The following is a 23,997-nucleotide window of genomic DNA, read 5'->3' as shown; positions in this document are numbered from 1 at the left end:
CTATCGAAAACTTTTTAAACAAACTTTTACACAGGTTGAGCGGGCTTTAATGGAGAACGTCGAGGTAGTGGAAAATCCAGTTTTGAAGGTTGGAATTGAGGAAAAGGTTGAGCCCGCGAAGGCTTTGGTTTTTGGCCTTCAGCACGTTCTTGCGATGTTTGGAGCGACCGTGACAGTGCCACTCGTTGTCGGAGGGGCCATAGGACTGAGCGGCGACCAGATTGCCCTCATGATACAGGCGGTTCTGCTGGCGATGGGCATAGCGACGCTGCTCCAGACGACGATAGGTTCCCGCTATCCAATAGTCCAGGGGTCGAGCTTTGCCTTCATCCCGGGGCTTATATCGATAGGCTCTTCCCTCGGGATGGCCGCCGTCCAGGGTGCACTACTCATTGGCGGTCTAATTGAGGCTATGATCGGCTGGCTCGGGATAATAGGAAAGGTCAGGAAGCTCTTCACTCCCCTGGTTACAGGCGTAACGATAACCCTCATCGGCTTCAGCTTGGCAGACGTTGCGATAAAGAACTTCTTCAACTTCTACGCCGATCCGGCCGGCGAAACACTTGTGAAGTCCAGTGCTGTGGCCCTGGTAACATTCCTCACCACTGTCTTCGTAGCGCTCAGGGCTAGGGGAAGCCTGAAGGCCATGCCCGTAGTGGTGGGTGCTCTCGTCGGCTACCTTATCAGCGTCCCGCTCGGCCTAACCGACTTCGACCTTGTGAAGAGCCTGCCGGTTCTTGGTGTTCCCTCTATCTTCCCGTGGGGGACACCGGTCTTCAATGCCAGCGCCATAGTCCTACTCCTGTTTGCCTTCATGGTGAGCATCATCGAGAGCGTTGGAGACTACCATGCTATAGCCGCGGTAACGGGTTCAGAGATAACAGAAAAACACATCGCAAGGGGTATAAGTGCAGAGGGTCTGGCCTGCTCGGTAGCTGGTCTCCTTGGCGCCTGTGGAACGACAAGCTACTCCGAGAACATAGGAGTCGTTGCACTCACAAAGATTGGCAGCAGGCACGTAGTGCAAGCGGGTGCGGTGATACTGATATTCCTCTCCCTCTTGCCGAAGTTCGCCGGAATACTCGCCTCGATGCCGGCTCCCGTCCTCGGTGGGCTGACGCTTGCCCTCTACGGCATGATAAGCGTCACGGGGCTGAGATTGATAAAGGAGAAAGTCGAGTTCACCGACAGGAACACGCTCATCTTGGCTGCGGCGCTGATAGCGGGCCTCGGGGCACCACAACTTCCGCAGGAGTTCTTGGAGCACTTTCCAAAACTCATAGCCAGCATTCTTGAGTCGGGGATGGCCGTTGGAGCTTTAACGGCTATAATCCTCGACAGGCTCCTCTGAACTTCTCTTTATTTTCCCTCAAAAACTCTGGGAAAGTAAGTTAAAAAAGGAAAAGGTTCACTCCTTCTTTTCCTCGGCCTTGGGCTCTTCTTTCTTCTCGGTCGGCTTTTCGGCTGGCTTCTCAGTCTTGGCTTCTTTCTTCTCAGCTGGCTTGGGGGCAGTTTTTGCCGCGGGCTTTGCAGCGGGCTTGGGCTTGGCGGCGGCAGGGGGTTTGAGGCCGTAGCCCAGGATCTTGAACTTAAACTCCGTTCCGTCCCTGAGGTAGTACGTTACCTCCCTGGTCTCCCTGTTGAACTTTATCCTCTCGACAGGGAAGCGATAGTCTCCAAAGCGCTCGTTGAGCTCCCTAACCTTCTGAGGATCGATGGGAACCCAGTCGTAAAGCTCAAGGTCTTCCTCCAGGCCACCCGTGGTCAGGTAGAAGTTCTCGCTGAAGCCGAGCGCTCCCGTCGGGCACACATCTACGCAGAACTGGCAGAAGGTGCATCTTCCATAGTCCACCTTCGGGTGTGGCCTCTTCTCGCCCTCTATCCACGTCATCTCTATTGCTCTAGCAGGACATATCTGGCCGCAGAAGTTACAGCCAATGCATTTCTTCCAGTCGAGGGTGTGGAAACCCCTGTACTTCGGCGCGGGCTCTATCTTCTCGAAGGGTATCTTGATTGTTACCGGCTTCTTGAACAGGTACTTGATGCCCATCCAGGGCTTGATGAAGGACTTCTTGAGCTTGACCTTTTCCTCGCCAACAACTCTCGCGGGCATCTTCATCACCTGTCTATGTCAGGCGGGCAGTTGTCGAGGGTCTTCAATATGACCGGCACATCTGCAAGGCGCGCTCCCTTCAGGAGCTCCTCAAGTACGGTAACGCCGTGGCTCTGGCTCGGGCCCCTTATGTGAACCCTGTACGGCTTGTGAGTTCCATCACTGACAACGTAGGCTCCAAAGTCACCCTTCGTGCTCTCGACATGAGCGTAGGCATCACCCTTGGGCGGCTTGAACCTCGGGAGGGCCTTGAGTCTGGCGTCCTGAACCATGTAGGGCCCACTTGGCGGTCCCATATCGAGCAGCTGCTCGAGTATGTAGAGGTCCTGCTCCATCTCGTACCTCCTGACGAGAACTCTTGCGAGGCTGTCGCCCTCTTTGAGGACAGGAACCTCGAAGTCGAGCTCTGGATAGAGGTAATACGGGTCGTCCTTCCTGACATCGTAGGGGACACCGACGGCCCTGAGGTTTGGACCGGTTACCGCGTGCTTGAGGGCGAACTTCTTGTCCATAACGCCAACTCCCTCAGTCCTCTCGAACATGACGTAGTTGTCGAAGAGTATCTCGTCGAAGTCCTTGAGCTTTGACTTCAGATACTCGACGGTGTCGCGGAGCTGGCGAAGCCAGCGGTCGCCTGGTATGTCCCTTCTGACTCCACCGGGGACGGTGTAGATGTGATAGACCCTTCCACCGGTTAACTCCTCGAAGAGACGCATGAACCTCTCACGATAAGCGGCAGCCCACTGACCGGCTGTGTAGAGACCTATCTCGTTTCCAAAGCCCATTATCCAGAACATCCAGGCACTTAACCTCGCCATCTCAAGGACGACGTTCCTTATCCATATAGCCCTCTCAGGTACTTCCCATCCGACGATCTCATCGACGGCCATTGAGTAGATGTTCTCGGGAACGTCGCTCTCGGGGACACAGATACGCAGGAGCAAAGCAATGTTGGTGAAGTAGGGCCTCTGCTCGGCGAGCTTCTCGAAACCTCTGTGGAGGAAGCCGGGGTTGACTATGGCCTTCTCCACCCTGTTGCCGTCCATCTTGAGGATTATGCTAAAGTTCTCCGTTGCCATGTGCTGTGGACCGAAGAACAGCTCGTAGGTGTCCTTGGCTATGGGGTGGAGATACATGTCATGCTTCTTTGCCTCTTCCCTCAATTCCTTTGGGACTTCAAGGTTAGCCATGATCATCACCTCATATCACGTAGTTCGTCTTACTCTCATCGTACCTGTCGAAGTCCTCGCCGTAGATGGTCTTGACGTAGCTGAGCGTGTTGAAGTCCTTCCTGAGCGGGTGCTTCTCGTACTCCCTCGGCTCGAGGATGAAGGGTCCAAGGCGTGGATTGCCCTCAAAGATTATCCCGAAGAACTCGTGGGCTTCCCTCTCGTAGGTCTCCGCGACCGGCCATATGTCCATGACCGTCGGGAGTTTCGCGTTCTCCCTTGGTACCCTCGTCCTGACGAAGGCGTGGACGCCCTCACTGACGCTCCAGAGCTGGTAGACGAGCTCGAACTCGCCCTCCTTGAGCCAGTCAACGGTGCTTATCTGCATGAGCATCTCAAACTTCTCGCTTGCCAGCTCCAGGAACTCGTGTATCCTCTCGGCCGGAACTTTAAACTCGACGCGCCTCTCGCGCCTGACGTTGCCTTCAGCGTAGGGGGCCTTCTCAAGGATGAGCTTTACGAGCCTTCCCTCCTTGGTGTCAGGAAGGGTCGGCTTCTCCTCAACTGGCTGAGCGTTCTCTATCTTTTCTTCAACCTTTTTCTCGTTCATATCCATGCCAACCACCTCTTGGCTTCCTTCTCGCGCCATCCTTCACCAAACAGTTCGTCCTGATTCTTCTTGTAATACTCGTAGTTCTCCCTGTAGCGCTTCCAGCCGTCGGCTTCACCGCTCTCTATCTTGCGCATTATCTCCATTATGCCGTCCATTACCGCCTCTGGCCTCGGCATACAGCCGGCTATGGCAACATCGATGGGTATGTACTTGTCGAGCTGTTTGACCACGTTGTAGGAGTCCCAGTAAACACCGCCGTTGATCGGGCAGGAACCGTGGGCCAGGACATACTTGGGGTCCTGCATCATCTCGTAGGTTATTATTATCCTCTTGAGCGTCTTCGGCGTCACGTAGCCCGTGATGAGGAACAGGTCGGCCATCCTCGGAGCGGGGTTGGGCATTATTCCGAAGCGCTCGAAGTCGTACCTGGCAGTGGCTAGAGGCGGCATCTCGATACCGCCACAGCCTGTACAGAACGCCACTATCCAGAGGCTCTTTTTCCGGGCCCATCTAAAGAGGGGCTCGAAGAGCTTGAACTCCTTGAGCTCGTAGCTTATGATTCCGTCGTTCTCGTTTCTCATTTCATTCATCTCGCTCATCCCCACCACCTCACATCGTCAGGAGCACGGCTATTATTCCGAGTATGGTCGGCCACTTCCAGAAGAACTTCGCGGCTTGATCGATGGTAAACCTCGGGTAGATGCTGGCCACGAATATCGCTATGAAGAGCACGGCTATCTGCTTGATGAGTAGCTCGAGGAGGTTGCTTGCCCCACCAAGGAAGAGCACGGCGAAGAAGGCCGTCTCGGCGAAGAGCTGTACCGCGTGCTGGGTGAAGAGTAAAGCCGCGTGCTTTCCGCCGTACTCGACCATCGGACCCATGGAGATTTCTGCAGGTGCAGTTATGATGTCGAAGGGCTCGAGGCCTAGCATTGCCTGGAAGACTATGTCGAAGACTATCATAGCTATGAGCAGGGCCGGAACGAGTATGCTCCACCCGTGGAGTTGCTGGAGGGCCACTATTTCGCTCAGCTTGAAGGTTCCCCAGTGCTGGACGAGTGCTATTATCGCCAGACCGTAGGGAAGCTGCATGGCAACCATGGTGAGAAGGCCACGCTGGACACCTAAAGCCGAGTAGGGGTTGCCCGAGCTCATGGCACCGAGCATTATTCCAAGCATTGGCACCTCAAGGAGGTACGCAACAACGATTAAGTCCGCGCTGCTGCTGAAGAGCTGGAAGTTTGCTATCGGGATGAAGAGGAGCGCCGCTATGCTGGCTCCGAGAGCAAAGACCGGTCCGAAGTCGTAGATGAAGCCGTGGCTGACGCTTTCCTTCTTTCCGAGTAGTTTTAGGGTATCGATGAGGGGCTGGTAGATTGGAGGTCCTACCCTCCTCTGGATTCTCGCCATTGCCTTTCTCTCGATACCCATGAAGATGAAGCCCATTAACGTGGCATAAATGAGTATTCCTATGGCTTCAAGGATGAGTTTCCATGCCACCATTCACAACACCCCCCACAGAGCTAGGATTAGGAGTACTATTGCAAGGTACCAGGAGTATGCCTGCACGTTTCCGTTGTAGAATCCCTCTCTTAGCCAGTCGGCGAAGTCTTCAGCTATGCCGGCTAGTCTCTCGTAGAACCTGTCGAAGCTGTACTTGAGCCAGAACTCGAGGGCTTCCGCCAGAGGCCTGTAGAAGTTCCTCCTTATGGAGAGGTTGTAGTCCTCTGTAACCGGGTTACCCGACTGGTAGGTGTTGGTTACGGGTATTCTTCTGGCCTTAGCACCGTATATGTAGATCAATCCGGCTATGGCGAGGCCAACGACCAGCATGAGGGTAACGGTGAGGGCGTTGTAGGTTCCAGTTGGAGTGACCAGCTTATAGTAGCTTCCGGTGACGATGCTTACGTCGACTTTTCTCTCCCCGAAAAGGAAGAGCATGTATGAGAGCACCTTGTTTATGTACTTCGTAACTAGGCCGGGTGCGACTCCAAAGACTACGTTTGGTATGGCCAGTATAGCCATTCCTATGAGGAGCGGTAGCGGGGCCTCCTGGACGTCCTCGAGGTCGCTCGGTCTCTGTCCGAACCATACGGCATAGAGGAACCTGACGACGTAGGCGAATGCCAGTGCACTTCCGAGGAATATTGCACCGGCAACCAGCGGCATGTGTGCCTGTATAGCTGCCTCGTAGATGAGCCACTTGCTGGCGAAGCCCGCCATCGGGGGTATTCCAGCCAGACTGAGCACCGCTATAAGGGACATTGCAAACGTTATTGGCATCTTCTCAGCTAATCCACCAAAGTCCTCAAAGCGGGTCTTTCCAGTCTGGAGTATTATTGCAGCAGTTACAAGCCAGAAGAGTCCCTTGAATACCGCGTGACTGAGGACGTGGAAGAGTCCACCCGCGAATCCCATCCATGTGCCCACTCCAAAGGCCAGCAGAATGTAGCCGACCTGTCCGATGGAGGAGTAGGCAAAGAGCTTTCTGATGTCTTCTTGAAGGACTGCCAGGAAGCTTGCAACTACAACTGTTATGGCCCCTATCCATGCTATGATGTACGCGAAGGTCAGGTGACCGTGGAAGGGTCCCATGACGTAGTATAGCTTCACCATCATCAGGATGTAGAGCAGGAGAAAGCCGTAGGCTCCAGCTTTGCTGAGGGCGCCGCTGAAAAAGGCTGTGTAGCTCTGGTCGTTCTCGCTGTAAGCTCCAGGCGCCCAGACGTGGAGGGGCCAGGCACCTGCCTTAACGCCAAAGGCCGTCAAAAACAGGGCGAAGATGAGTATCGTTTCGCTCTTGCTCATTCCTCCCATTATGGCGTCGAGGTACATGGCGTGTCTTATGTCATCGAAGTTTAAAGCGCCTGTCTTGGCGTATATGAGCGCTATCGCCAGGAGCATGGCGTAGGCTCCTATGACGCTGAGGACGAAGTACTTGAGGGATTCGTGCCTGTTCCTCTTGAGCACCATCATGAAGCTGGCAAAGGTCATGAGCTCCCAGAGAAGGAAGAAGCTCACAAAGTCCCAGCTGAGGAAGACTCCCAGGACACCGGTGTAGCTCATCATGGCGAAGAGCCAGTCGTAGCTGTTTCTGCTTGTCGAGATCATTCCGAAGGCCATGGCAACTCCTACCAAGGAAGCCACCGCGGCAAAGTACCAGTTGAGGGTTCCCAGCTTGAAGGTTATGTTAAAGCCACTTACCGTCAGCTGGTATGTTGGTGGATTGTAGAGGTTGTTGACTACTGTGGAGTATTCCTTCACCAGGAGGGCAAAAGGCACGAGTGCTCCCAAAACTCCTATCGTTTCCCTAATTCCTTTGACGTTTATTATCCAAGCGAGTATTCCAGCTATGAGTGGAGTGAAGAGCATAACCGCAATCTCGTTCATGATCCCACCCCCATTAAGGGAACGTGGCTAATGTAGTTTGCCACGTTGAAGATGTCCTGACCGGCTTTTTGTACAAGGGTCCACAGGTCGTTAGGGTAAATGCCTATTACAACTATCAAAGCTGCTAGGAATATCGCAATGACCCCTATCGCGAAGTTCTCCCTGATCCTTTCTCCATTTCCAACGAACCACATGGTGTGAATGAGCCTGAGGTAATAGACGGCCTCGACAACACTGGCTCCAAGGATTAATGCGACGCTCCACGAATAGCCCGCCTCGACACCTGCCAGCAGGATTCTGACCTTGCTCCAGAAGATGTTGAACAGCGGTATCCCCACCGCGGCCAGAGAGCCTATTGTCAGCGTTAGTGCCGTTAGGGGCATTCTCTTGCCCAGCCCAGCGAAGTTCTCAATTTTAGTTCCTCCAAGGGTTATCCCAACGTAGCCAACGGTGAGGAAAAGGAGAGCCTTGACTATGGCATGGTTCACCATGTGGAAGACTCCTGCGCTGATTCCTGCCTGTGTTCCTAGGGCCAGGGCAAAGGCTATCATACCCACCTGGCTTATCGATGAATATGCTATCATCCTCTTGACGTCTCTCTGTCTGAGTGCCGAGAACTCAGCGACGACAACGGTCAAAGTGGCTAGGGCTATGACGAGCTTTAAAATATCGCTCCAGCCGTTTGCATTCTGGAGGATGTAAATAAGCCTGGCCATTGCGTATAGACCAGCTTTGACCACAAATGCTGAGAACATGGCCGTTATCGGGTGTGGAGCGGCTTGATAAGCATCGGGCGCCCACGCGTTGAGCGGGAACAGCTCGGCCTCGACAGCCAGACCAAAGATAACCAGGGCCAGCCCAACCTGAGCGGCAGTGGCGTTCATTGTTCCGGCGAGCTGGGCTATGTGGCCCATGTTAAGGGTTCCCGTTGCACCGTAAATCAGGGCAACACCAATCAGGAAGAAGCTTGAGCCGATTCCACCAAGAACGATGTACTTCATTGAGGCCTCTGCTGCCTCACCGGTTTTGTTATAGGCCGTGAGTGCATAAGCGGTTATTGAGGTTATCTCCATGAAGACGAAGAGGTTGAAGATGTCTCCCGTCGCTATCATTCCAGTTGCTCCGAGCATGAGGAGCAGGAACAGCATGGCGTACTTATCGATGGGTTCAACTGTAACTGCTTTGTAACTGAATATTGCCATGAAAAAGCTGACTATAGCCACTATTAAAACGAAGAGCGCAGCGAAGTGGCCGATGTAGAGGTTGATTCCAACCGGTGGTTTCCAGCCGCCGGCCATGACTATTATTGGCTTTCCGGTGGAGTATACTTCGCTGAATACCCAGCCAGCTATTCCCGTTTGAATGGCAGTTATCAGCACGAGATATCCCATTACAGCCTTTCTTCCCAGCCCTTTTATCAGAGGGACAAAGAAAGCGCTTATGAGGGGTAAGGCTATGAGGAGTGAAGCGTACTGCCCGTTCATCCTCTCAACCTCCTTATCTCTTCGATATTGAGGGTGCCGTACTTCTCATAGATTATCATGGCGGTGCTAAGGGCGAGGGCCGTTGTTGCGACGCCTATAACTATTGCGGTAAGGACTAGCGCCTGTGGGATGGGATCAACTGCTTGAGCTGGCCCTATTCCTTCGCTGAGTATTGGAGCGCTCTTTCCTGAAACGTAGCCTATGCTTATGAGAAGAAGATTCACGCCGGTTTCCATAATGCTCAGACTGATGAGTATCTTCATTAGGTTCTTCTTTACCAGAACGCCGTAGAGGCCTATGAGAACCAGCGATATTGCCCCGAAGTAGTAAACGCTTATGCTGGGAAGGCTCATTCTCCCACCTCCTCCTTGAGCATGTTATCAACGATGCCGCTGAGCTCTGTGCCGACTTTAATGCCGATTATTGTATAGATTACTGGTATGAATCCGCCGCTGAAGAGCCTACCGAGGTTGCTGGTGCCCCAGTGCCAGGTCTGCCATATCCAGTCGAAGAGGAAGTAACCGCCGATGGCAAGGCCTATGAGGCCAACGAGGACGTAACTCATTCCAGCAATGCCCTCGAGATTCTCAAAGAGTCTGTGCGGAATTTCGTAGCTGATGAAGGCCATGTACAGCAACAGGAATGCCGTCGCTATGGTGGCTCCGCCCGGAAAGCCTCCACCCGGTGTCAGGTGTCCGTGGATGAAGATGTAGCTTCCGAACATCACTATGAACGGGAAGAGAAGCTCGACGCCGGTGGTGAGGACTACCGAACCCTCAGTTTTAGCAGTCCGTTCTCTCTTCTTTCTCCAGAGGAGTGCTCCAACGCCAGTTGATGCTATGAACAGAACGGTGACCTCACCAAGGGTATCGAATCCACGGTAGTTTACAACTATAGCGGTGACGGCGTTGACTGCTCCGGTCTGTTCTTTGACGTGCTGGAGGTAATAGTGACCAACCAACATCTTATCCTGCCCGAAGGGTACTCCAGCCAATCCCTGGGCGAGCCAGTACCCTATTATCAGGATTGAGATTATCGCGAGTGATCTCTTGAGTAAGCTCACCATCTCACCCACCACCCGGGCTTCTCCTCTTCCTCGGTTTCGAATCTCCTAGTCCGTTTAATGGCAAAAACAACAACTGCACCGCTTAGGGCTGCCCCTATGGCCGCTTCCGTCATTGCAACGTCTGGTGCCTGGAGGATGAAGAACAGGATGGAGGCGAATAAACTAACCGCGGCCATTCCAACGGCTGCCGCCAGGAGGTCTCTCCACTCCACTGCAAAAATCGCTGAAGCTACCATGAGCGCCACTATAATGTATTCAATGCAGGCAACGCAGTTCATTCCTCACCACCCTCCTCAGTACTTTCACTCTCAGCGGCCCCGGGAGAGGCCTTGGCTTCAATGTGCTCGCGGTACTTGTCAACAACGCTGCCCTGCCAGAGGGGAATGCCGCTCTTGTAGGCTGCCCTTATGAGCGCGTGGGCGCTGATTGGGTTTGTCAGCAGAAGGAAAACCGCGATGACCGTAGCCTTTACGAACCATGCCCACGAGAGGCCGTCTCCAACAGCCCAGAGCCCGGTTCCCACGAGAACTCCCAGCGAACCAAGGGTGGCGCTCTTTGTTGAGGTCTGCATTCTGTTGTAGACGTCGGGCATCCTGATTAAACCTAATGCAGAGAGAAAGTAGAAGAACGTTCCTATGAGTACGAGTGCTTCACCTAAAGCAGCGAGCGCGTTCATAGGCCTCCCTCCATGTAGCGTGCGAAGGCTATAACTCCACCAAAGGCTAGTATTGCGTAGACGAGTGCAACATCGAGGAATATCATGCGCCTGTAGTAGAGGGCAAAGAGTACCATTAGCCCCGTCGTTATCGTTGTCATTATGTCCACCGCTACCAGTCTGTCTGGTGTCGTTGGCCCGACCATGAACCGATACATGCTTAGCAGGGTTGCTATCGCTATTAGAGCCAGATAAACCCCAATCCCTATCATCCGAAGATCACCTTCAGGAATTTTTCAAAGGGTCTAGTTATGTTTTCAGAAGCCCTTTCAACGTGTTCCTCCTCGCTTTTAGCTGAAAGAACCTCGTCTGGAACCCAGATCCAGTGTATGAAGTAGTCGTCACCGTCGACGTCGAGGGTTATGGTACCTGGTGTTAGAGTTATTGAATTGGCTAAAGAGAGTTTTCCTGGATTGGTTTTGAGAACCGTCTTGCAGTGGACCACTCCAGGCCTTATGGGCTTTTTGGGATGGAGAACCCTGTAGGCAACGTCAAGGTTAGCCATTATCATTGCCCAGAGGAAATATGGCACGTAGGCTATTGCGTAGGTAACCCTCTTTGGATGGAGGTTTGCCAGTCCCCTGGTGGTAAAGATTGGGTAGGTTATAGCTGCCACTATCGCCGATAAAATGAGGCCAAAGGTTAGCTCCTGAGGATCTAGGCTCGCTGTTAGGGCCAGCCATATCAAAAACAGTACTATAAGAGTGTAGAGGTACCTGCTAACGTTGCTTGCTTCCTCCATTCATCAACCCTCCAGAGAGTCTCAGCAGTTCTAGACTGCTAACTGGAGGTTCCCAACGATACCTTATAAACGTTATCTGCAAAGAAAAAAGGTTCAGAACTTTTGGTTAAAATGGAGGGGCCTAATTTGTCCATCACTCCAAAAAAGACAGCATTAGGGAATTCTTGTGGGGTTGGTTTCCCAAAAATCTTTAAAAATGAAGAGGTACAAGCAGAAAAAATTCGACTAATAGATCGATATCCTTTTGACTCCTTCGAGTTTCGAGAGCTCGTTGATGAGGTCACCCGGAATTGGCTTCTCTGTGATTATTGTCAGGGTAGCCTCGGGGTATAGTTCGGGATCCTCCGCAACGACCTGGACGATGTTTATGTTCCTGTCGGCTATCTTCTGAGCTATCTTTGCCAATATTCCAACTGCCCTTGGTTCAGGCTCGATCTCAATTACACCGTACCCAACGTGTCTCCCCACGTACTTCATGTGGACAGTCGGTTCAAGGTTGGTGTAGATCTCCCTTAGCTCCGGTATCTTGAGAATCATCCCAACGGTTTCTTTCACGACTCTCCTGTCGACGTCGAGGGCCTTGGCTATCTTGGTGTAAGGAACCTCTATGTCTCCGGCCTTTATCTTCATGTCATCGGAGACCCTGAGGCCGTACTTGAGAAGGGTCTTAGCTATGAGCTTTCTGACCGGGTATTCGTCGAAGTAGTGTTCAATCTTACCCCACATGATCCATCACCCACTTAAGTCCATCACTAGACGTTTTGCATCACTAATATTAAAATGTTTCCATGCCCGCATGGGGACAGTTAATATTCTTTAAAAAGCTTAAGATGGATAAAATCTCCATCGGCGAATTTTTAAGAGATTTCAAAAAATCACTGGGCATGATAGAAGTTTCTCTTCCCAATGTAAAGTTTGAGGAAACGGATGAAAGCGTGAGACTCATCTGGAGGGAGACTCTTTACGCTGATTTCGACAAGAAAGAGCTTCAAAGGATTTTGAGGAGAAAGTATCGGGTTAAACCTGAGATAATCGTTAGGGACGGGAGACTCTTCATTGATACCGACTATCCAGGCGTCGAGAAGTACCTGGCTATCTATATCCAGAACAACCTCGGCGCACTTTTGAGGAACCGCTACACCGGCAGAAAGGTCCTCTACATCCATGAGGGCATGGACGTTCCTCTTCTCGGCTATAACGCCTTTGGATTGATTGACAGGGGGACAAACCTTATCCAGGTGAGGGGCGTCAGCGGCTGCAACCTGAGCTGCGTCTTCTGCTCCGTCGATGAGGGCCCCTATTCGCGAACAAGGAAGCTTGACTACGTAGTGGACATCGACTACCTGATGAAGTGGTTTGATGACGTGGCCAGGATAAAGGGCAAAGGCCTTGAGGCTCACCTCGACGGTCAGGGCGAGCCTCTCATCTACCCCTTCCGCGTCGAGCTCGTTCAGGCCCTCCGCGAGCACCCGAACGTCTCCGTCATCTCGATGCAGAGCAACGGGACTCTCTTGAATGACAAGCTGGTTGAGGAGCTGGCGGAGGCTGGCCTCGACAGGGTGAACCTCTCGATACACTCCCTCGACCCAGACAAGGCCAAGATGCTCATGGGGATGAAGAGCTACGACCTTGAGCACGTTCTCGAGATGGCCGAAGCCTTAGTAAACGCGGGAATCGACGTTCTCATAGCCCCTGTCATAATCTTCGGGGTCAACGACGATGAGGCCGAAGCTTTCATAGAGTTCGCAAGGAAGATTGGGGCAGGAAAGCGCTGGCCCGCCCTTGGCTTCCAGAACTACGTCCCCTACAAGTTCGGCAGAAACCCGACGATAGCAAAGGTGGTTCCCTTCAAGGAGTTCTACGCGTGGCTAAGGGCCCTTGAAGAGAAAACTGGCATGAGGCCCCTAGTTCTCAAGCCGAGCCACTTCGGAATGGAGAAGAGGGAATTCATACCCCTCGTCTTCAGGCCGGGTGAAGTCGTCAAGGCCGAGGTTGTTCTGCCCGGGAGGATAGAGGGAGAAATGCTGGCCAAGGCTAGGAACAGGCTCATTGAAGTAATAGGCACGAAGGCAGAAGTGGGGGACAGAATAAAGGTCAGGATAGTCAGGACGAGGCACGGGATTTACATAGGGACTGAGGTTTAACCATTTTAAAGGTAATCTTCCAATATCTCATTTTAGGTGAGAACATGGGGCGCGTGATCCCGGTCCTCGGCTTCTCAGTTGTGATCGTTCTTTCGCTCGTTGCGGCGGCATTGGCCAGTGAACTCGGTGTTTTCTCGGACCTTTCGGGGGAACATCAGTACTCCTCCGCTATTCTGAGTGATTCCGGCTGGAAAAGTGCCCCAGAGGATCCCAAAACCGTTTACATATCAATTGTCGTCCCAAACCTCAAACTCAGGGAAGCCATTAAAAGCGCCCTCGACAACGTAACCCGCTCCCACGGTCTGAAGCCGGTTTACGTAAACGGATCGATAGCCGACTACGACCTTAAGGGAAGGATCGTGATCGTTTATCTCCCCATGGACTTTTCGGAAGACGGGTTCCTCCGCAGTGAGTACGGCGTCTCGGGAATCCTTTACTACTCCTACCCCGGCGACGCCAAAACCTTTGCCGAGCTTATGCGCAGCAGAAACGTTCCCGAGGAAACCAGGGAAACAATCGAAAAACTGGCCCTCGAACTCAGTTCTTCAAGCGTTGAGAGGCTGAAGGAGGAACGCGTTTTAAACCAGTCGATGTCGGTTGCCTACTGGTGGAACCTGAGGGCCGTGATAGGAAAGCTCAGAAAGGGAGATTCCTATAGGATGATAGCTAAGGAAATAGCGACCCAGCTTAACGAGTTCCTGGAAGGCTCATAACCCTCACCCGATACCAGCAACTGCTGGGGTTATGAAGGCCTCTATAAATGCCGCTAGGAGCAGGATTGCCGCCGAGAGGGCATAGAGTCTTAGGGAGAAGTAGACTACGTCTAAACCCTCTTTTTTGAGTACTCCTCTGTAGAGCATTATGCCCGCCGTTGCCGAGAGAAGTATGGCAGGTATTTCAAATATCCCGTGGGGAACTATGGCGAGAAGGGCCTGGACCGGGCTCATGAGTCCTTGGGAAATCACCAAGGTTACGACAAGACCGAGAATGAAGCCGTTGAACATAACTACAAGCCAGGGGACGATACCGAAGAATACTCCGAGGGCATACGCCGAGGTCGCAACGCCTAGGTTGTTGAGGTATATCGAAAGAAACGTGTGAAACTGGCTCTTGATGTCGATTTTTCCGGCTATGGACCTTCCGATGTTCTCAAAAATCCCTAGTGCTCTCTGGGGTACGGTCAGGGCAGTTATCACACCAAAGACCATCGCTATAGTAAACCCCAGCGTGAGTAAAACAAAGTACTCCTTTGCTTTATCTTTGGTCCGATGGGAGGCGAAAGGCAACTTCTTCACCCTTCCAGTGCCTTCTTGAGGGCTACCTTAAAATCTTCGACGTTAACGTAGGGCATCTCAATGTCCATCCTCATCGCAAAGAACTCGTCTATCAGGTGCTCCAGCTCGTCCAGCCTGTGCCCCTCAAGTTTCTTCTCCAGCTCGTGAACCGCCTCCTCGGGATGCATGAAGAAGTCTCCCGTTATCTTAACGTGCTCAGCGATACCGTTCTTCTCGTCGAACTCAATCCTTATGAGTCCCTTCTTGGCCTTGTGCTCACCTATGTGGTGTTTCACGTTCTCACCCCCTTAGTAACTCTGCGGGAGAACTTTTTAAAGGTTCGGTGCTAGTTTGGCCGGTGGTGAGAATGGCCTACACAGACGTTCTGGAAAGGGTAAAGTCCGCCCTTCGGGATGCTCTTGAGGAAATGCTTATCGAGGCTGGAAAAGAGTGGGACGGCGAGATAACCTTTGACGATACCCCAAGCCTTGAGCTCGGAGACTTCGGAACTGCAGTTGCTTTCCAGCTGGCCAGAGTCTTCAGGAAGGCCCCCAAGCTCATCGCGGAAGAGATCGTGGAGAGGCTTAAAGGAACGCTCCCCGACGAGATTGCAGAGGTCAAGGCCGTGAACGGCTACATAAACTTCTATCTCGACTACGACCGCTTTGGAAAAGCCCTCGTTGAGGAAATCCTTGGGAAGGGAGAGGCCTATGGTGAGAGCGATATCGGGAAGGGCAAGAAGGTCATCGTCGAGCACACCTCTGTAAACCCGACCAAGCCCCTCCACATGGGACACGCGAGGAACTCTGTTTTGGGCGACACGATGGCGAGGATAATGAGAAAGCTCGGCTACACCGTCGAGGTTCAGAACTACATAGACGACCTTGGCGTTCAGTTTGCCCAAGTCCTCTGGGGCTACCTCAACCTGAAGGAGGAGTTCGAGAGGATTGAGGCCGAGTTGAGGGAGAAGGGCCTCAAGGAGGACTTCATAGACCACATGATGGGCCTGCTCTACGTTGAAGTGAACAAGCACATAGAGGAGAATCCAGACGTGGACAGGCAAGTCCGCGAGCTCATGAAGAAGCTGGAAGAGGGGGACAACGAGATAGCAGAAATGGGCAGGAAGCTGGCCGAAAGGGTTGTTAAGGCCCAGATGCTCACAACCTACCGCATGGGAATAGCCTACGACCTGCTCAGCTGGGAGAGTGACATAATGAAGAGCGGGATTTTCAACGAGGCCTACGAGCTTATAGAGGCCAACGAGAACTTCTTCTGGGCTGAGGAGGGCAAATATAAGGGTGCCTTCGTGATGGATTTGAGGAAGCTTTTCCCCGACATGAAGAACCCGTTTTTGGTGCTCAGGAGGAGCGACGGAACTGCAACTTACACGGGCAAGGACATAGCCTATCACCTCTGGAAGTTCGGCAAGGTTAAAGCCGACATGCTCTATAAGCTCTGGGATAAGCTGGAGAACCACGAGACCTGGACGACCGCTCCAGATGGAAAAGAGATGCCCGGTAAGTTCGGGAGGGCAGATATAGTCATAAACGTGATCGGAGCAGAACAGAGGCATCCGCAGATGGCGATAAAGTACGCCCTCCAGCTCCTCGGCTTTGAGGATTCGGCGAAGAACTTCCACCACTTGGCTTACGAGCACGTGGTAAGGCCGGAGGGTTCATTCTCGGGCAGGAAGGGAACGTGGGTCGGCTTCACCGTTGACGAGGTGCTCAACGAGGCAGTGCAGAGGGCAAGGGAGCTGGTAGAGCAGAAGAACCCGAACCTGAGCGAGGAAGAGAAGGACGAGATAGCGGAAGCGGTTGGCGTTGGCGCTGTCCGCTTCAACCTCGTCAAGTACAGTCCCGACAAGATAATCACCTTCCGCTGGGACGACGTTCTGAACTTCGAGGGAGAGAGCGCACCATACATCCAGTACGCCCACGCGCGCTGTGCCTCAATTATGAGGAAGGCCGAGGAGAGCGGCATAGACACAGACTGGAAGAACCTCCTTGAGAAAGCCGACTTTTCGAAGCTCACCAACCGCGAGAAGGAACTAATAAAGCTCCTCGCCAAGTTCCCAACGGTCATAGAGCAAGCAGGAAGAGACATCAAGCCCCACCTGATCCCAGCCTACCTCAACGAGCTGGCAAGCCTCTTCAACAGGTTCTACATGGACCACCCAGTCCTCAAGGCCGAGGAGGGAATCAGGGAGGAGCGTCTGCTGCTCGTCCTGGCCGTCAAGCAGGTTCTCAGGAATGGACTGGAGTTACTTGGAATCGAGGCACCGGAGAGGATGTGAGCTACTCCTTCAGCACTTTTTCCACAATGGGGTCTATAATCCGGTATTTTCCTTCTTCCTTGGTTATCCATCCCATTTTTTCCAGGTTCCTCAAAAGTTCACTCAGCCGTGCATTGGTTATGGGGCCTGCCCTGGCCTCTACGTAGTCTTTAATGGAACTCCAGCTGGTCAGCCCCATCGCCACGGCATGGAGTATGAGCTTGTATCTCCCGCTCCTTTTCTCAAGCTCTAGGAGTTCCTCCCTGATGAGGGCCCTGGCCTTTCTCATCGTCATGTCGAGGGCCCGCTCGAAGTCCCCCCTCTTCCAGTAATGGAAGCCGAACTCGACCAGCCAGCCGGGGATTCCGTCAAGCTCCTCGACGGCGGCTTCTATTTCCTCCGCGGGGACTCTCATGTTAACCTCCTCAAAGCCCCTCCTGAGGAACTCCCTAGAAAGCTCCCTTCGGAAAGGTTTGACCTCGACTTCCTCGTATATTCGCCCATAGAGCGGGCTGGAGTAGTCCTCGAGGCCCAGGAAGTCGTGAAGAAGTCCAACTTCGGAACCAGTGAAAACGAAGCCCAGGCTCTCAAGGGAGTCGTACGCATACGCTATGGCAGCTAAAAGTTCCTTTCCTCCCCTTGAACCGTAGAACCTTAAATACTGGGCCTCATCGAAGGCTATGATGACTTTTTTGCCGGCTTTCCTTCCCAGGGAGTTAAGGAACTCCAAGAGGTCAACGAAGGTGGTCTCCCTTGGTTTGAGTTGCACTCCCGCGATGGTTACCCTTTCCACAGAGATTCCCCGCAAAAAACCCACGTGTCCCTTTCCTGCAAGAATGTTTCTTATCTCCCCTACCAATGCGGCCTGGCTCACGCTTCCACCTGTGGAATAGAGCCTTCTAGCGTCGATGTAAATTCCAATCCCCTCGCACTCGTTTAGGGCCACTCTGAGAATGGAGCTTTTGCCAACTCGTCGTATTCCAATGAGGAGTGTTATTGGGTAGTTTTTCATACCCTCTAGCAGAGCCTTTATTTCTTCATCCCTGTCAAATATCTCACTCCTCCTCTCCTTCGGTCTCGGATCGAACAGCACAGGTATCGCCCCCGATACTAAGTATCGGTACCGATACTTAAGGCTTTCCATGGACAACCCTAAAATACATCCTTCGCCTAAATCCTCCGGTGGTCCCATGCGCGGTGTTACAGTTCCCCTTGTTACCCCCTTCAACGAGGACTACTCCATAGACGTCCCGGCACTTGAGGAGCACGTTGAGTACCTTCAGAAGGCTGGCGTCCACGGGATATTCATCAACGCGACAACCGGAGAGTTCACGAGCCTTAGCACGGAGGAAAGGAAGTTTCTCGCTGAGAAAGGCCGTGAGCTGGTCACTTCCACCTTCTACCTCGTGGGAACGGCATCCTCAAACACCTTTGAGGTCATCGAGCTCACCAAGCACGCTCAAGACATAGGCGCGGACTACGCGGTCATAGCACCGCCCTACTACTGTTCTCTGAGCGAAGAGGCGCTATTCAAACACTACTCAATGGTGGCCGAGAAAACGGACATCCCCATCATACTCTACAACATCCCCTCCTGCGCCAACCCCCTGAGCGTCCCGCTTATCAAACGCCTTGCCCTTGAGTACTCCAACATCGCGGGCGTGAAGGAGACAATAGACAGTGTAAACCACATCAGGGATGTCATCCTTGAGGTTAAAGGCGAGAGAAAGGATTTCAAGGTCTTCACGGGCCTTGACCAGCACTTCCTCAACACGCTCATCCTCGGCGGCGACGGCGGGATAATGGCCTGCGCCAACTTCGCCCCCGAGATACACCTCGCGGTGTGGAAGGCCTTCCAGGAGAAGCGCTTTGAAGAGGCCTTCGAAGGGGCGAGAAGGCTGGCGAAGCTCTCAAAGGTTTACGACCTCGCTTCGTCCTTCGGCTCGGCTATAAAGCTGGCAATGTCTCTGCGGGGCTTCTCGATAAAACCCGTCCTGAGACCGCCTTACACCATGGACGGCGAGGCCGTTAGGGAAAAGATAAAGGAATTGTTGAACGAGGTGTTGGGCTGAGCGTCTTACTTCTTTTTTAGCCTTTCAGCCCCCGTAAACAACCGGGAGCACCTTAACGACGTCCCCGTCTTTGAGCCTGCAGTCATTGACCTTCCTCTCGTTCACCAAGATGTGGTGCTCGGCCGGGCTTACCCCAAGCTCCCGCAGCAGCTCTCTGACGCTCTTCCCCTCTTCCACCTCAAGCTCCTTTCGCGGGCCGTGTTTTAGGGCATGCTCGCCGTAGAGTATCAAAGTTATCTTCATGAGAACCACCAAAAGGAAAATCAGAGGCCGAGGCGCTTTCTTATACGCTTCACCTCGCGCTTCGCCTCACCCAGGCCGAGTTCCTCCAAGACGTCCTCCCTTGGGATCCCGTGCTCGTCGTAGCCGACCTCTTCATAGTACTGGCGAACCTTCTCCCTTATCTCCTCCTTGGTAGGCGCACCCCCCTTAACCGGGCCGCTGGGCAGTGGTTCGTAGAACCTGGGCGGGTTGTCATCGTCCTTTCTTGGGTTCCAGTAAACGTCGGGCCCTCCGAGGAGGAGAAGGATCCTCTGCAGGTGGATTATTCTCAAACCCACCTCGTTGAACCACTTCTCCGGCGTCAGCTCAAAGCCCGTAACCGCGTTTCCGAACTCTATGATGCGCTCGAAGCCCGGTCTCGTCGTGAACATGCATATAACGGCAGAGTCGTAGAAGGCATTCACCAGCTCACCCTCGTAGCTCCTCGCGGGCAGGCCGGCGGTTGCAGTGTGGTCGCCTCCCTGGACCGAGACGGCGTAGCTTATGTCCCTAGTGTAGTCAAGGCCGCTCCTGACACCGTGGGCACCCACTCCAATCCCCTTGACGTGGACAGCGTAGCGCATAGCATCCACGCCCTTCATCTCCGAGATGCGCTTCGCCGCGCGGTAGGTCCCTTCGGCGAGGACTTTTCCGATGCCCTCTCCCCTGACTATCAGCTCAAGGAGCCTCGCGAAGGCCTTCTCGTCACCCCATTCGAGCTTGAAGCCGAGGTCTTCCTCCGTGAGGATTCCCCTCTGGTAGAGCTCCGCGGCGAAGCCGAGGACGTTGCCCGCGTTTATCCCGTCGAGGCCGAGCTCATCAACTAGGTAGGAGAGGTAAACAATCTTTTCGGGCTCGAATATCCCGAGGTTGGTCCCCATGTATGCCATGAGCTCGTAGTCGGGCGCGTCTGTTATTGCGCCTTTATACGGCCCGTAGCGGAGGTAGGATATCTTCATGCAGTTGACGGGACAGCCGTAGTCGGCCCAGTACTTCTTCACCCAGGCCTTGAGCTCAAAGTTCACCACGCTTATCCTCTCGTCGTCGTGGTACTCCTCCTGCCAGTTTCTGATCGGCTGGCTTGAGTGGTCTTTACCGACGCTGTAACCGCCTGCCCCTGTCCCCCACTGGCGGAAGGTGGTGAGGGTCAAAAGCTCCCTCTGGAACTCGCGGAGCATTGCCTTGAACCTCTCCGGGTCGTGGACTTCAGGCAACGGCCCGTTGCCTTTAGCCACAATCGCCTTGAGGTTCTTGCTCCCCATGACAGCCCCAAAGCCGCCGTAACCAGCGGCGTGCATCAGCTTGCTCATTATCGCCGCGAACCTCACTTTCCCCTCTCCGCCTCTTCCAATGTACATCATCGCCGGCTCCTTCGGGACTCCCTTCAGTTTGCCCTTTTTCCTCAGCTCCTCGTGGACTTCCCTAAGCAGGGTCTTGTGGAGCTCAAGGCCCCCCATGCCCCAGTACTTTGAGGCGTCCCTGATTTCCACCTCGTCGTCGTTGATGAAAAGGTAAACCGGCTCACTGGCCTTTCCGCGGATTATTATCCCGTCGTAGCCCGCGCTCTTGAGCTCTATCCCCACCTCGCTGCTCAGGACGCTTCCCACCACACCGTTGCTCTCCGGGGACTTTGAAACCACTGTGGTTTTCATTCCAGGATAGTAGCCGGTCAGCGGGCCGGTGAGGATCAGGAGGAGGTTCTCCTCGCCGAGCGGGTCAATACTCTCCCACCTCTCGCCGAGCTCCCTCCAGAGGAGGTAAGTGCCGAGCCCCCTGCCGCCGTAGAAGCGGAGCATGTCCTCGTCGAGCTCGACGGTTTTCACCTTCCCCGTGCTCAGATTAACATCAAGGAGCTTTCCAGCGTAGCCCTTCATTCCCATCACCCCAGAAACTCTTCCCCGTACATTTTTCTCGCAAGCTCGGCGCTCTTCTCGACCGGATCCTTCGCGAATGTCCTGTAGATCGAGCGATAGTTGCCCTTAACGAGCGTTAAAGCGTCGTGACCGGCCTCGTGGCAGACCTCCACGCACTTCGGCTCCCCGCCGCAGAGGTCGCATATCACGACGCTCCCCTTTCCTGCTGGAATCCTCGGGACGTTGCCGGGACATGCCAGAACGCAGGCTCCGCACTCGGTGCACTTCTCCTCGTTCACCAGCACGGCACCGGTCACTTCGTCCACGCTCAGCGCATCGAAGTTGCACGCGTTCACGCACGGATAATCCGGGCACTGGACGCAGGTGTGGGGGATGTTGACTCCGGGGAGGAACTCGTATACCCTGATGCGGGAAGCCTCGGGCCATATTATTCCCTCGTGCTCCAGGGAACAGGCTATCTCGCAGAGTCTGCAGCCGCTGCACTTGTCAGGGGTTACCAGAATCCACAATCTTTCCTCATCGCCCATAGGGAACACCTAAACTATGAAACCGTTTTCAAACTATATAACTGTTGCGATAACGTGAAGATTTGAATCTTAATGAAATGCTGGCCAAAAACAAGTGGTTCATGCTGATTTTGGCACCCAAAGAAAAGAGGGGTAGAGGGCAGTGGTGTCACCTTATCTTATACCTCAAAAACGCTCCAAGGCCACCGAAGGCCTTGTAGAACTGCTGGCCTTCCTCAGTATCGAGGGATATTATCTCAACGTTCGAGCCTGCCTCCTCGGCCATTTTTATGAGCTCCTCGGCAACATCCCACTTCTCGAAGGTGAGGTTCTGGCTGCCGCATTTGGGACAGTGAGTGAGCTTCTTTCTGTAGACGTGGAACTCCTGCTCGCTCATGGTCTTCTCCTCACTCCAGCCACAGTTGTTGCACTTCACCCTCACGCGAACCTTGTCGTAGCCCTCGCTGATCAGGAGAGTATCTACTGCTCCAAGCTCAAGGGCCTGCCTGACCTCTTTCTCACCGTAGGTTATCATGCCCGTATCTTTTACGAGATGCCTGAAGAAGTCCTGGATAAGCTTCCTCTCCTTAACAGCCTCGTGATCTTTGAGGATATCGCTCGCCTTCTCGACAAGCTCTCTGAGGCCGTACTCACCGCTGTAGCTTATGTCAACGACACCAATAATCTTCTTCTTCAGCTCGTGGTGGAGGTAGTCCCCCTCAACGAACTCCTCCTTGGTCGGCCCGGGACCGCCGACTATTATACCCTTGAGCTCGCCCTTCTCAAGGAGCGGGAGAAAGGCCTTGTTGGCGTGCTCGCCTATGCGCTTCATGAACTCATGGGTCTCCTGCTCCCTAATGCGCTCGTAACGCCTCGCCGACTGACCACCGGCCCTTGTCTTGCCCGGAACGTTTGATGTGAGCTCGTCGATTACCTCAATCCTCTTCCCTCGGAGCAGGCCTATGGTCGCTTCGTTCTTCTCGACCGTGATGAGGCCGTAAGCATCTTTAACTCGGAGCATCTCTTCCAGAGGTTCAGTGACAAAGGTCTGGTCGCATCGGTAAAGTCTGACGTTGAGCGGCTCGGGCGGGACTATAGCCCAGAGTCTTATGTCGCTAACCCCCTCCTGCTCGCTGACGTTGCCGACGAACAGAGCAAGACCGTTCTCTGGAGTCTGCTTGTAAAGTTTAAGGTGTTGCATGGCCCTTTCGAGGGCGCCGAGGACGTTCTTTCGCGTTGACTTGCTCTTGATGTTCTGGGCCGTTCCGTACTCCTCGCGGAGCTGCTGCATGACCTTGTTTATGTCGTATCCGGCTGGAATGTAGAGGCTCACCAGTTCCGTTGCGCGACCTCGATAGCTTTTGAGCTCCTCGACCTTCTTTTTGAGTTCGTACATCTCAGCGGATTTATGAGACATGAGCATCACCTCTAAATTCTCTCGCCGTAAAAGCATGAAAAGGCGAATTTATAAAGGTTTGGAGTTTAAATGAGGGAGAGCAGGATCAGGATGAAAACCCCGACAACGCCTCCAACGGCTATTATCAGGAAGTTGATTAGGTTGAGCTGAATGTGGGTGATTCCAAGGAAGTTCAGTATCCCGATGAGCAGAAGCCCGGTTATCGCGTTGACGGCTAACCACTTGAGAACCGCCAGTGTCAGCTTTAGGACTACGTAGCCAACCGCCACCAGTAGGGTGAGAAGGATCAAGAGTTCCAGCACTTTCATGCCTCCGATAGTTTCTCAAGGGTTTCGCTGGCTATGTCCCCCAGCTTCACCCACTTCCTGCCCTCGAAGGGGAGTATGACCTTGTCCTCCACGCCGACCAGTTCCTTGACCCTGGATTCGAGCTCCTTCAGGCCGAGTTCGCCTATGAGGATCAAGATAAAGCCCTTCTGGTTTTTGTCGCCGCTTTCAAGGACCCTTTCGGCCTCTTCTATTATAAGACCGCGGTACTTTGACGCCAGGTCGGGGAGACTCTTCGCTAGGCTGTAGAGGAGTATCATTGCGTTTTCCCTGACGTAGGGGTTCTTCGACTCCACGAGGCTCAGAAGCTTTTTGATGGCCCCCCCGTTCAGGTGGGGCCTGATTGCATCGGGGTTAGTGTCCATCAGTGTGACCATTGTGAGAAGGGCATCACCGACAACACCGGGGTTATCGTCCTGGAGGAGCTCGAAGAGAGCCTCTCTCGTCTTTTTGTCCTTTGCTGCCTCCTCCACCACAAGCTGGAGCTGGTCGCTCTCGAGCATCTTTCTGACTTTACCCTTTTTGGGGCCAAATGATAGGAAGGACATTGTGGTCA

General features: G+C 53.5%; 28 protein-coding genes. 5 read left to right on the top strand and 23 right to left on the bottom strand.

The window, feature by feature from the left end; all coding sequences use genetic code 11:
- The first annotated feature begins 49 nt into the window (after positions 1–49).
- Positions 50–1,351: a uracil-xanthine permease family protein gene (locus A3K92_RS05395; protein ID WP_088885288.1), complete on the top strand. Its 1,302-nt coding sequence runs from the start codon at positions 50–52 to the stop codon at positions 1,349–1,351.
- 57 nt (positions 1,352–1,408) lie between these two features.
- Here the strand turns inward: A3K92_RS05395 and nuoI are convergent, their stop codons facing one another.
- From nuoI to A3K92_RS05325, 14 genes are all read right to left on the bottom strand, one after another.
- Positions 1,409–2,113, bottom strand: coding sequence for an NADH-quinone oxidoreductase subunit NuoI (gene nuoI / locus A3K92_RS05390; protein ID WP_198361927.1), 705 nt, complete (start codon positions 2,111–2,113; stop codon positions 1,409–1,411).
- A 5-nt stretch (positions 2,114–2,118) separates the two neighbouring features.
- The gene (locus A3K92_RS05385) at positions 2,119–3,303 is read right to left on the bottom strand and encodes an NADH-quinone oxidoreductase subunit D (protein WP_088885286.1); all 1,185 of its coding nucleotides are present in this window, start codon (positions 3,301–3,303) and stop codon (positions 2,119–2,121) included.
- A 10-nt stretch (positions 3,304–3,313) separates the two neighbouring features.
- Positions 3,314–3,898: an NADH-quinone oxidoreductase subunit C gene (locus A3K92_RS05380; protein ID WP_088885285.1), complete on the bottom strand. Its 585-nt coding sequence runs from the start codon at positions 3,896–3,898 to the stop codon at positions 3,314–3,316.
- Entirely contained in the window at positions 3,889–4,494 is a 606-nt protein-coding gene (locus A3K92_RS05375; RefSeq protein ID WP_394335173.1) for a NuoB/complex I 20 kDa subunit family protein, read from the bottom strand. Before A3K92_RS05375 ends, A3K92_RS05380 begins: the two co-directional genes overlap by 10 nt.
- A 10-nt stretch (positions 4,495–4,504) precedes the next feature.
- Positions 4,505–5,398: a respiratory chain complex I subunit 1 family protein gene (locus tag A3K92_RS05370; protein WP_088885284.1), complete on the bottom strand. Its 894-nt coding sequence runs from the start codon at positions 5,396–5,398 to the stop codon at positions 4,505–4,507.
- Complete coding sequence (locus tag A3K92_RS05365) at positions 5,399–7,285, bottom strand: proton-conducting transporter transmembrane domain-containing protein (protein WP_198361926.1); 1,887 nt, start codon at positions 7,283–7,285, stop codon at positions 5,399–5,401. It lies immediately after the preceding gene.
- Positions 7,282–8,769, bottom strand: a complete 1,488-nt coding sequence (locus A3K92_RS05360; protein WP_088885282.1) for a proton-conducting transporter transmembrane domain-containing protein — start codon at positions 8,767–8,769, stop codon at positions 7,282–7,284. The genes A3K92_RS05365 and A3K92_RS05360 overlap by 4 nt, the downstream gene beginning before the upstream one ends.
- Positions 8,766–9,122 (bottom strand): NADH-quinone oxidoreductase subunit K, encoded by a 357-nt coding sequence (locus A3K92_RS05355; protein WP_088885281.1) that lies wholly within the window; start codon positions 9,120–9,122, stop codon positions 8,766–8,768. Before A3K92_RS05355 ends, A3K92_RS05360 begins: the two co-directional genes overlap by 4 nt.
- Positions 9,119–9,835 carry a Na(+)/H(+) antiporter subunit B gene (locus A3K92_RS05350; RefSeq protein ID WP_088885280.1) on the bottom strand — a complete coding sequence of 239 codons (717 nt, stop codon included), beginning with the start codon at positions 9,833–9,835 and terminating at the stop codon, positions 9,119–9,121. Before A3K92_RS05350 ends, A3K92_RS05355 begins: the two co-directional genes overlap by 4 nt.
- Positions 9,829–10,113, bottom strand: a complete 285-nt coding sequence (locus A3K92_RS05345; protein WP_088885279.1) for a DUF4040 domain-containing protein — start codon at positions 10,111–10,113, stop codon at positions 9,829–9,831. The genes A3K92_RS05350 and A3K92_RS05345 overlap by 7 nt, the downstream gene beginning before the upstream one ends.
- A complete protein-coding gene (gene mnhG / locus A3K92_RS05340) occupies positions 10,110–10,511 on the bottom strand; it encodes a monovalent cation/H(+) antiporter subunit G (RefSeq protein ID WP_088885278.1) in 402 nt (133 codons plus the stop codon). Before mnhG ends, A3K92_RS05345 begins: the two co-directional genes overlap by 4 nt.
- The gene (locus A3K92_RS05335) at positions 10,508–10,762 is read right to left on the bottom strand and encodes a monovalent cation/H+ antiporter complex subunit F (RefSeq protein WP_088885277.1); all 255 of its coding nucleotides are present in this window, start codon (positions 10,760–10,762) and stop codon (positions 10,508–10,510) included. The genes mnhG and A3K92_RS05335 overlap by 4 nt, the downstream gene beginning before the upstream one ends.
- Entirely contained in the window at positions 10,759–11,292 is a 534-nt protein-coding gene (locus A3K92_RS05330) for a Na+/H+ antiporter subunit E (protein ID WP_088885276.1), read from the bottom strand. The genes A3K92_RS05335 and A3K92_RS05330 overlap by 4 nt, the downstream gene beginning before the upstream one ends.
- Positions 11,293–11,517: 225 nt before the next feature.
- Entirely contained in the window at positions 11,518–12,018 is a 501-nt protein-coding gene (locus A3K92_RS05325) for an ACT domain-containing protein (RefSeq protein ID WP_088885275.1), read from the bottom strand.
- Between the two features lie 158 nt (positions 12,019–12,176).
- On the opposite strand from A3K92_RS05325, the gene A3K92_RS05320 reads away from it, so the two are divergent.
- Together A3K92_RS05320 and A3K92_RS05315 are read left to right on the top strand one after the other, a co-directional pair.
- Positions 12,177–13,436, top strand: coding sequence for a radical SAM protein (locus A3K92_RS05320; RefSeq protein WP_088886046.1), 1,260 nt, complete (start codon positions 12,177–12,179; stop codon positions 13,434–13,436).
- A gap of 44 nt (positions 13,437–13,480) precedes the next feature.
- On the top strand, positions 13,481–14,149 hold the full coding sequence (locus A3K92_RS05315) for a hypothetical protein (RefSeq protein ID WP_088885274.1): 669 nt from the start codon (positions 13,481–13,483) through the stop codon (positions 14,147–14,149).
- A gap of 3 nt (positions 14,150–14,152) precedes the next feature.
- On the opposite strand, the gene A3K92_RS05310 is transcribed toward A3K92_RS05315, so the two are convergent.
- Together A3K92_RS05310 and A3K92_RS05305 are read right to left on the bottom strand one after the other, a co-directional pair.
- Complete coding sequence (locus A3K92_RS05310) at positions 14,153–14,731, bottom strand: stage II sporulation protein M (protein WP_232460837.1); 579 nt, start codon at positions 14,729–14,731, stop codon at positions 14,153–14,155.
- A complete protein-coding gene (locus tag A3K92_RS05305; RefSeq protein ID WP_088885272.1) occupies positions 14,728–15,006 on the bottom strand; it encodes a lipoate protein ligase C-terminal domain-containing protein in 279 nt (92 codons plus the stop codon). Before A3K92_RS05305 ends, A3K92_RS05310 begins: the two co-directional genes overlap by 4 nt.
- Before the next feature lie 71 nt (positions 15,007–15,077).
- Here A3K92_RS05305 and A3K92_RS05300 point away from each other — a divergent pair, with 71 nt between their 5' ends.
- Positions 15,078–17,006 (top strand): arginine--tRNA ligase, encoded by a 1,929-nt coding sequence (locus tag A3K92_RS05300; protein WP_088885271.1) that lies wholly within the window; start codon positions 15,078–15,080, stop codon positions 17,004–17,006.
- 1 nt (position 17,007) lies between these two features.
- Here the strand turns inward: A3K92_RS05300 and A3K92_RS05295 are convergent, their stop codons facing one another.
- On the bottom strand, positions 17,008–18,078 hold the full coding sequence (locus A3K92_RS05295; RefSeq protein ID WP_088885270.1) for an AAA family ATPase: 1,071 nt from the start codon (positions 18,076–18,078) through the stop codon (positions 17,008–17,010).
- 97 nt (positions 18,079–18,175) lie between these two features.
- Here A3K92_RS05295 and A3K92_RS05290 point away from each other — a divergent pair, with 97 nt between their 5' ends.
- Positions 18,176–19,057: a dihydrodipicolinate synthase family protein gene (locus A3K92_RS05290; protein WP_088885269.1), complete on the top strand. Its 882-nt coding sequence runs from the start codon at positions 18,176–18,178 to the stop codon at positions 19,055–19,057.
- 24 nt (positions 19,058–19,081) lie between these two features.
- Here A3K92_RS05290 and A3K92_RS05285 read toward each other — a convergent pair whose 3' ends face one another.
- The 6 genes from A3K92_RS05285 to A3K92_RS05260 form a co-directional block, all read right to left on the bottom strand.
- Complete coding sequence (locus A3K92_RS05285; RefSeq protein ID WP_088885268.1) at positions 19,082–19,300, bottom strand: MoaD/ThiS family protein; 219 nt, start codon at positions 19,298–19,300, stop codon at positions 19,082–19,084.
- Between the two features lie 20 nt (positions 19,301–19,320).
- Positions 19,321–21,192, bottom strand: coding sequence for an aldehyde ferredoxin oxidoreductase family protein (locus A3K92_RS05280; RefSeq protein ID WP_088885267.1), 1,872 nt, complete (start codon positions 21,190–21,192; stop codon positions 19,321–19,323).
- Positions 21,193–21,197: 5 nt separating this feature from the next.
- On the bottom strand, positions 21,198–21,719 hold the full coding sequence (locus tag A3K92_RS05275; protein WP_088885266.1) for a 4Fe-4S dicluster domain-containing protein: 522 nt from the start codon (positions 21,717–21,719) through the stop codon (positions 21,198–21,200).
- A 148-nt stretch (positions 21,720–21,867) separates the two neighbouring features.
- Entirely contained in the window at positions 21,868–23,115 is a 1,248-nt protein-coding gene (gene prf1, locus A3K92_RS05270; protein ID WP_088885265.1) for a peptide chain release factor aRF-1, read from the bottom strand.
- A 65-nt stretch (positions 23,116–23,180) separates the two neighbouring features.
- A complete protein-coding gene (locus A3K92_RS05265) occupies positions 23,181–23,423 on the bottom strand; it encodes a pro-sigmaK processing inhibitor BofA family protein (protein WP_088885264.1) in 243 nt (80 codons plus the stop codon).
- Positions 23,420–23,989, bottom strand: a complete 570-nt coding sequence (locus A3K92_RS05260) for a hypothetical protein (protein WP_088885263.1) — start codon at positions 23,987–23,989, stop codon at positions 23,420–23,422. Before A3K92_RS05260 ends, A3K92_RS05265 begins: the two co-directional genes overlap by 4 nt.
- Positions 23,990–23,997 lie beyond the last annotated feature (8 nt).

This window comes from Thermococcus gorgonarius (assembly GCF_002214385.1).
GTDB classification, from domain to species: Archaea; Methanobacteriota_B; Thermococci; order Thermococcales; family Thermococcaceae; genus Thermococcus; species Thermococcus gorgonarius.
Note: the sequence above shows the minus strand (reverse complement) of the source record. Positions and strands in the feature narration are given on the sequence as shown.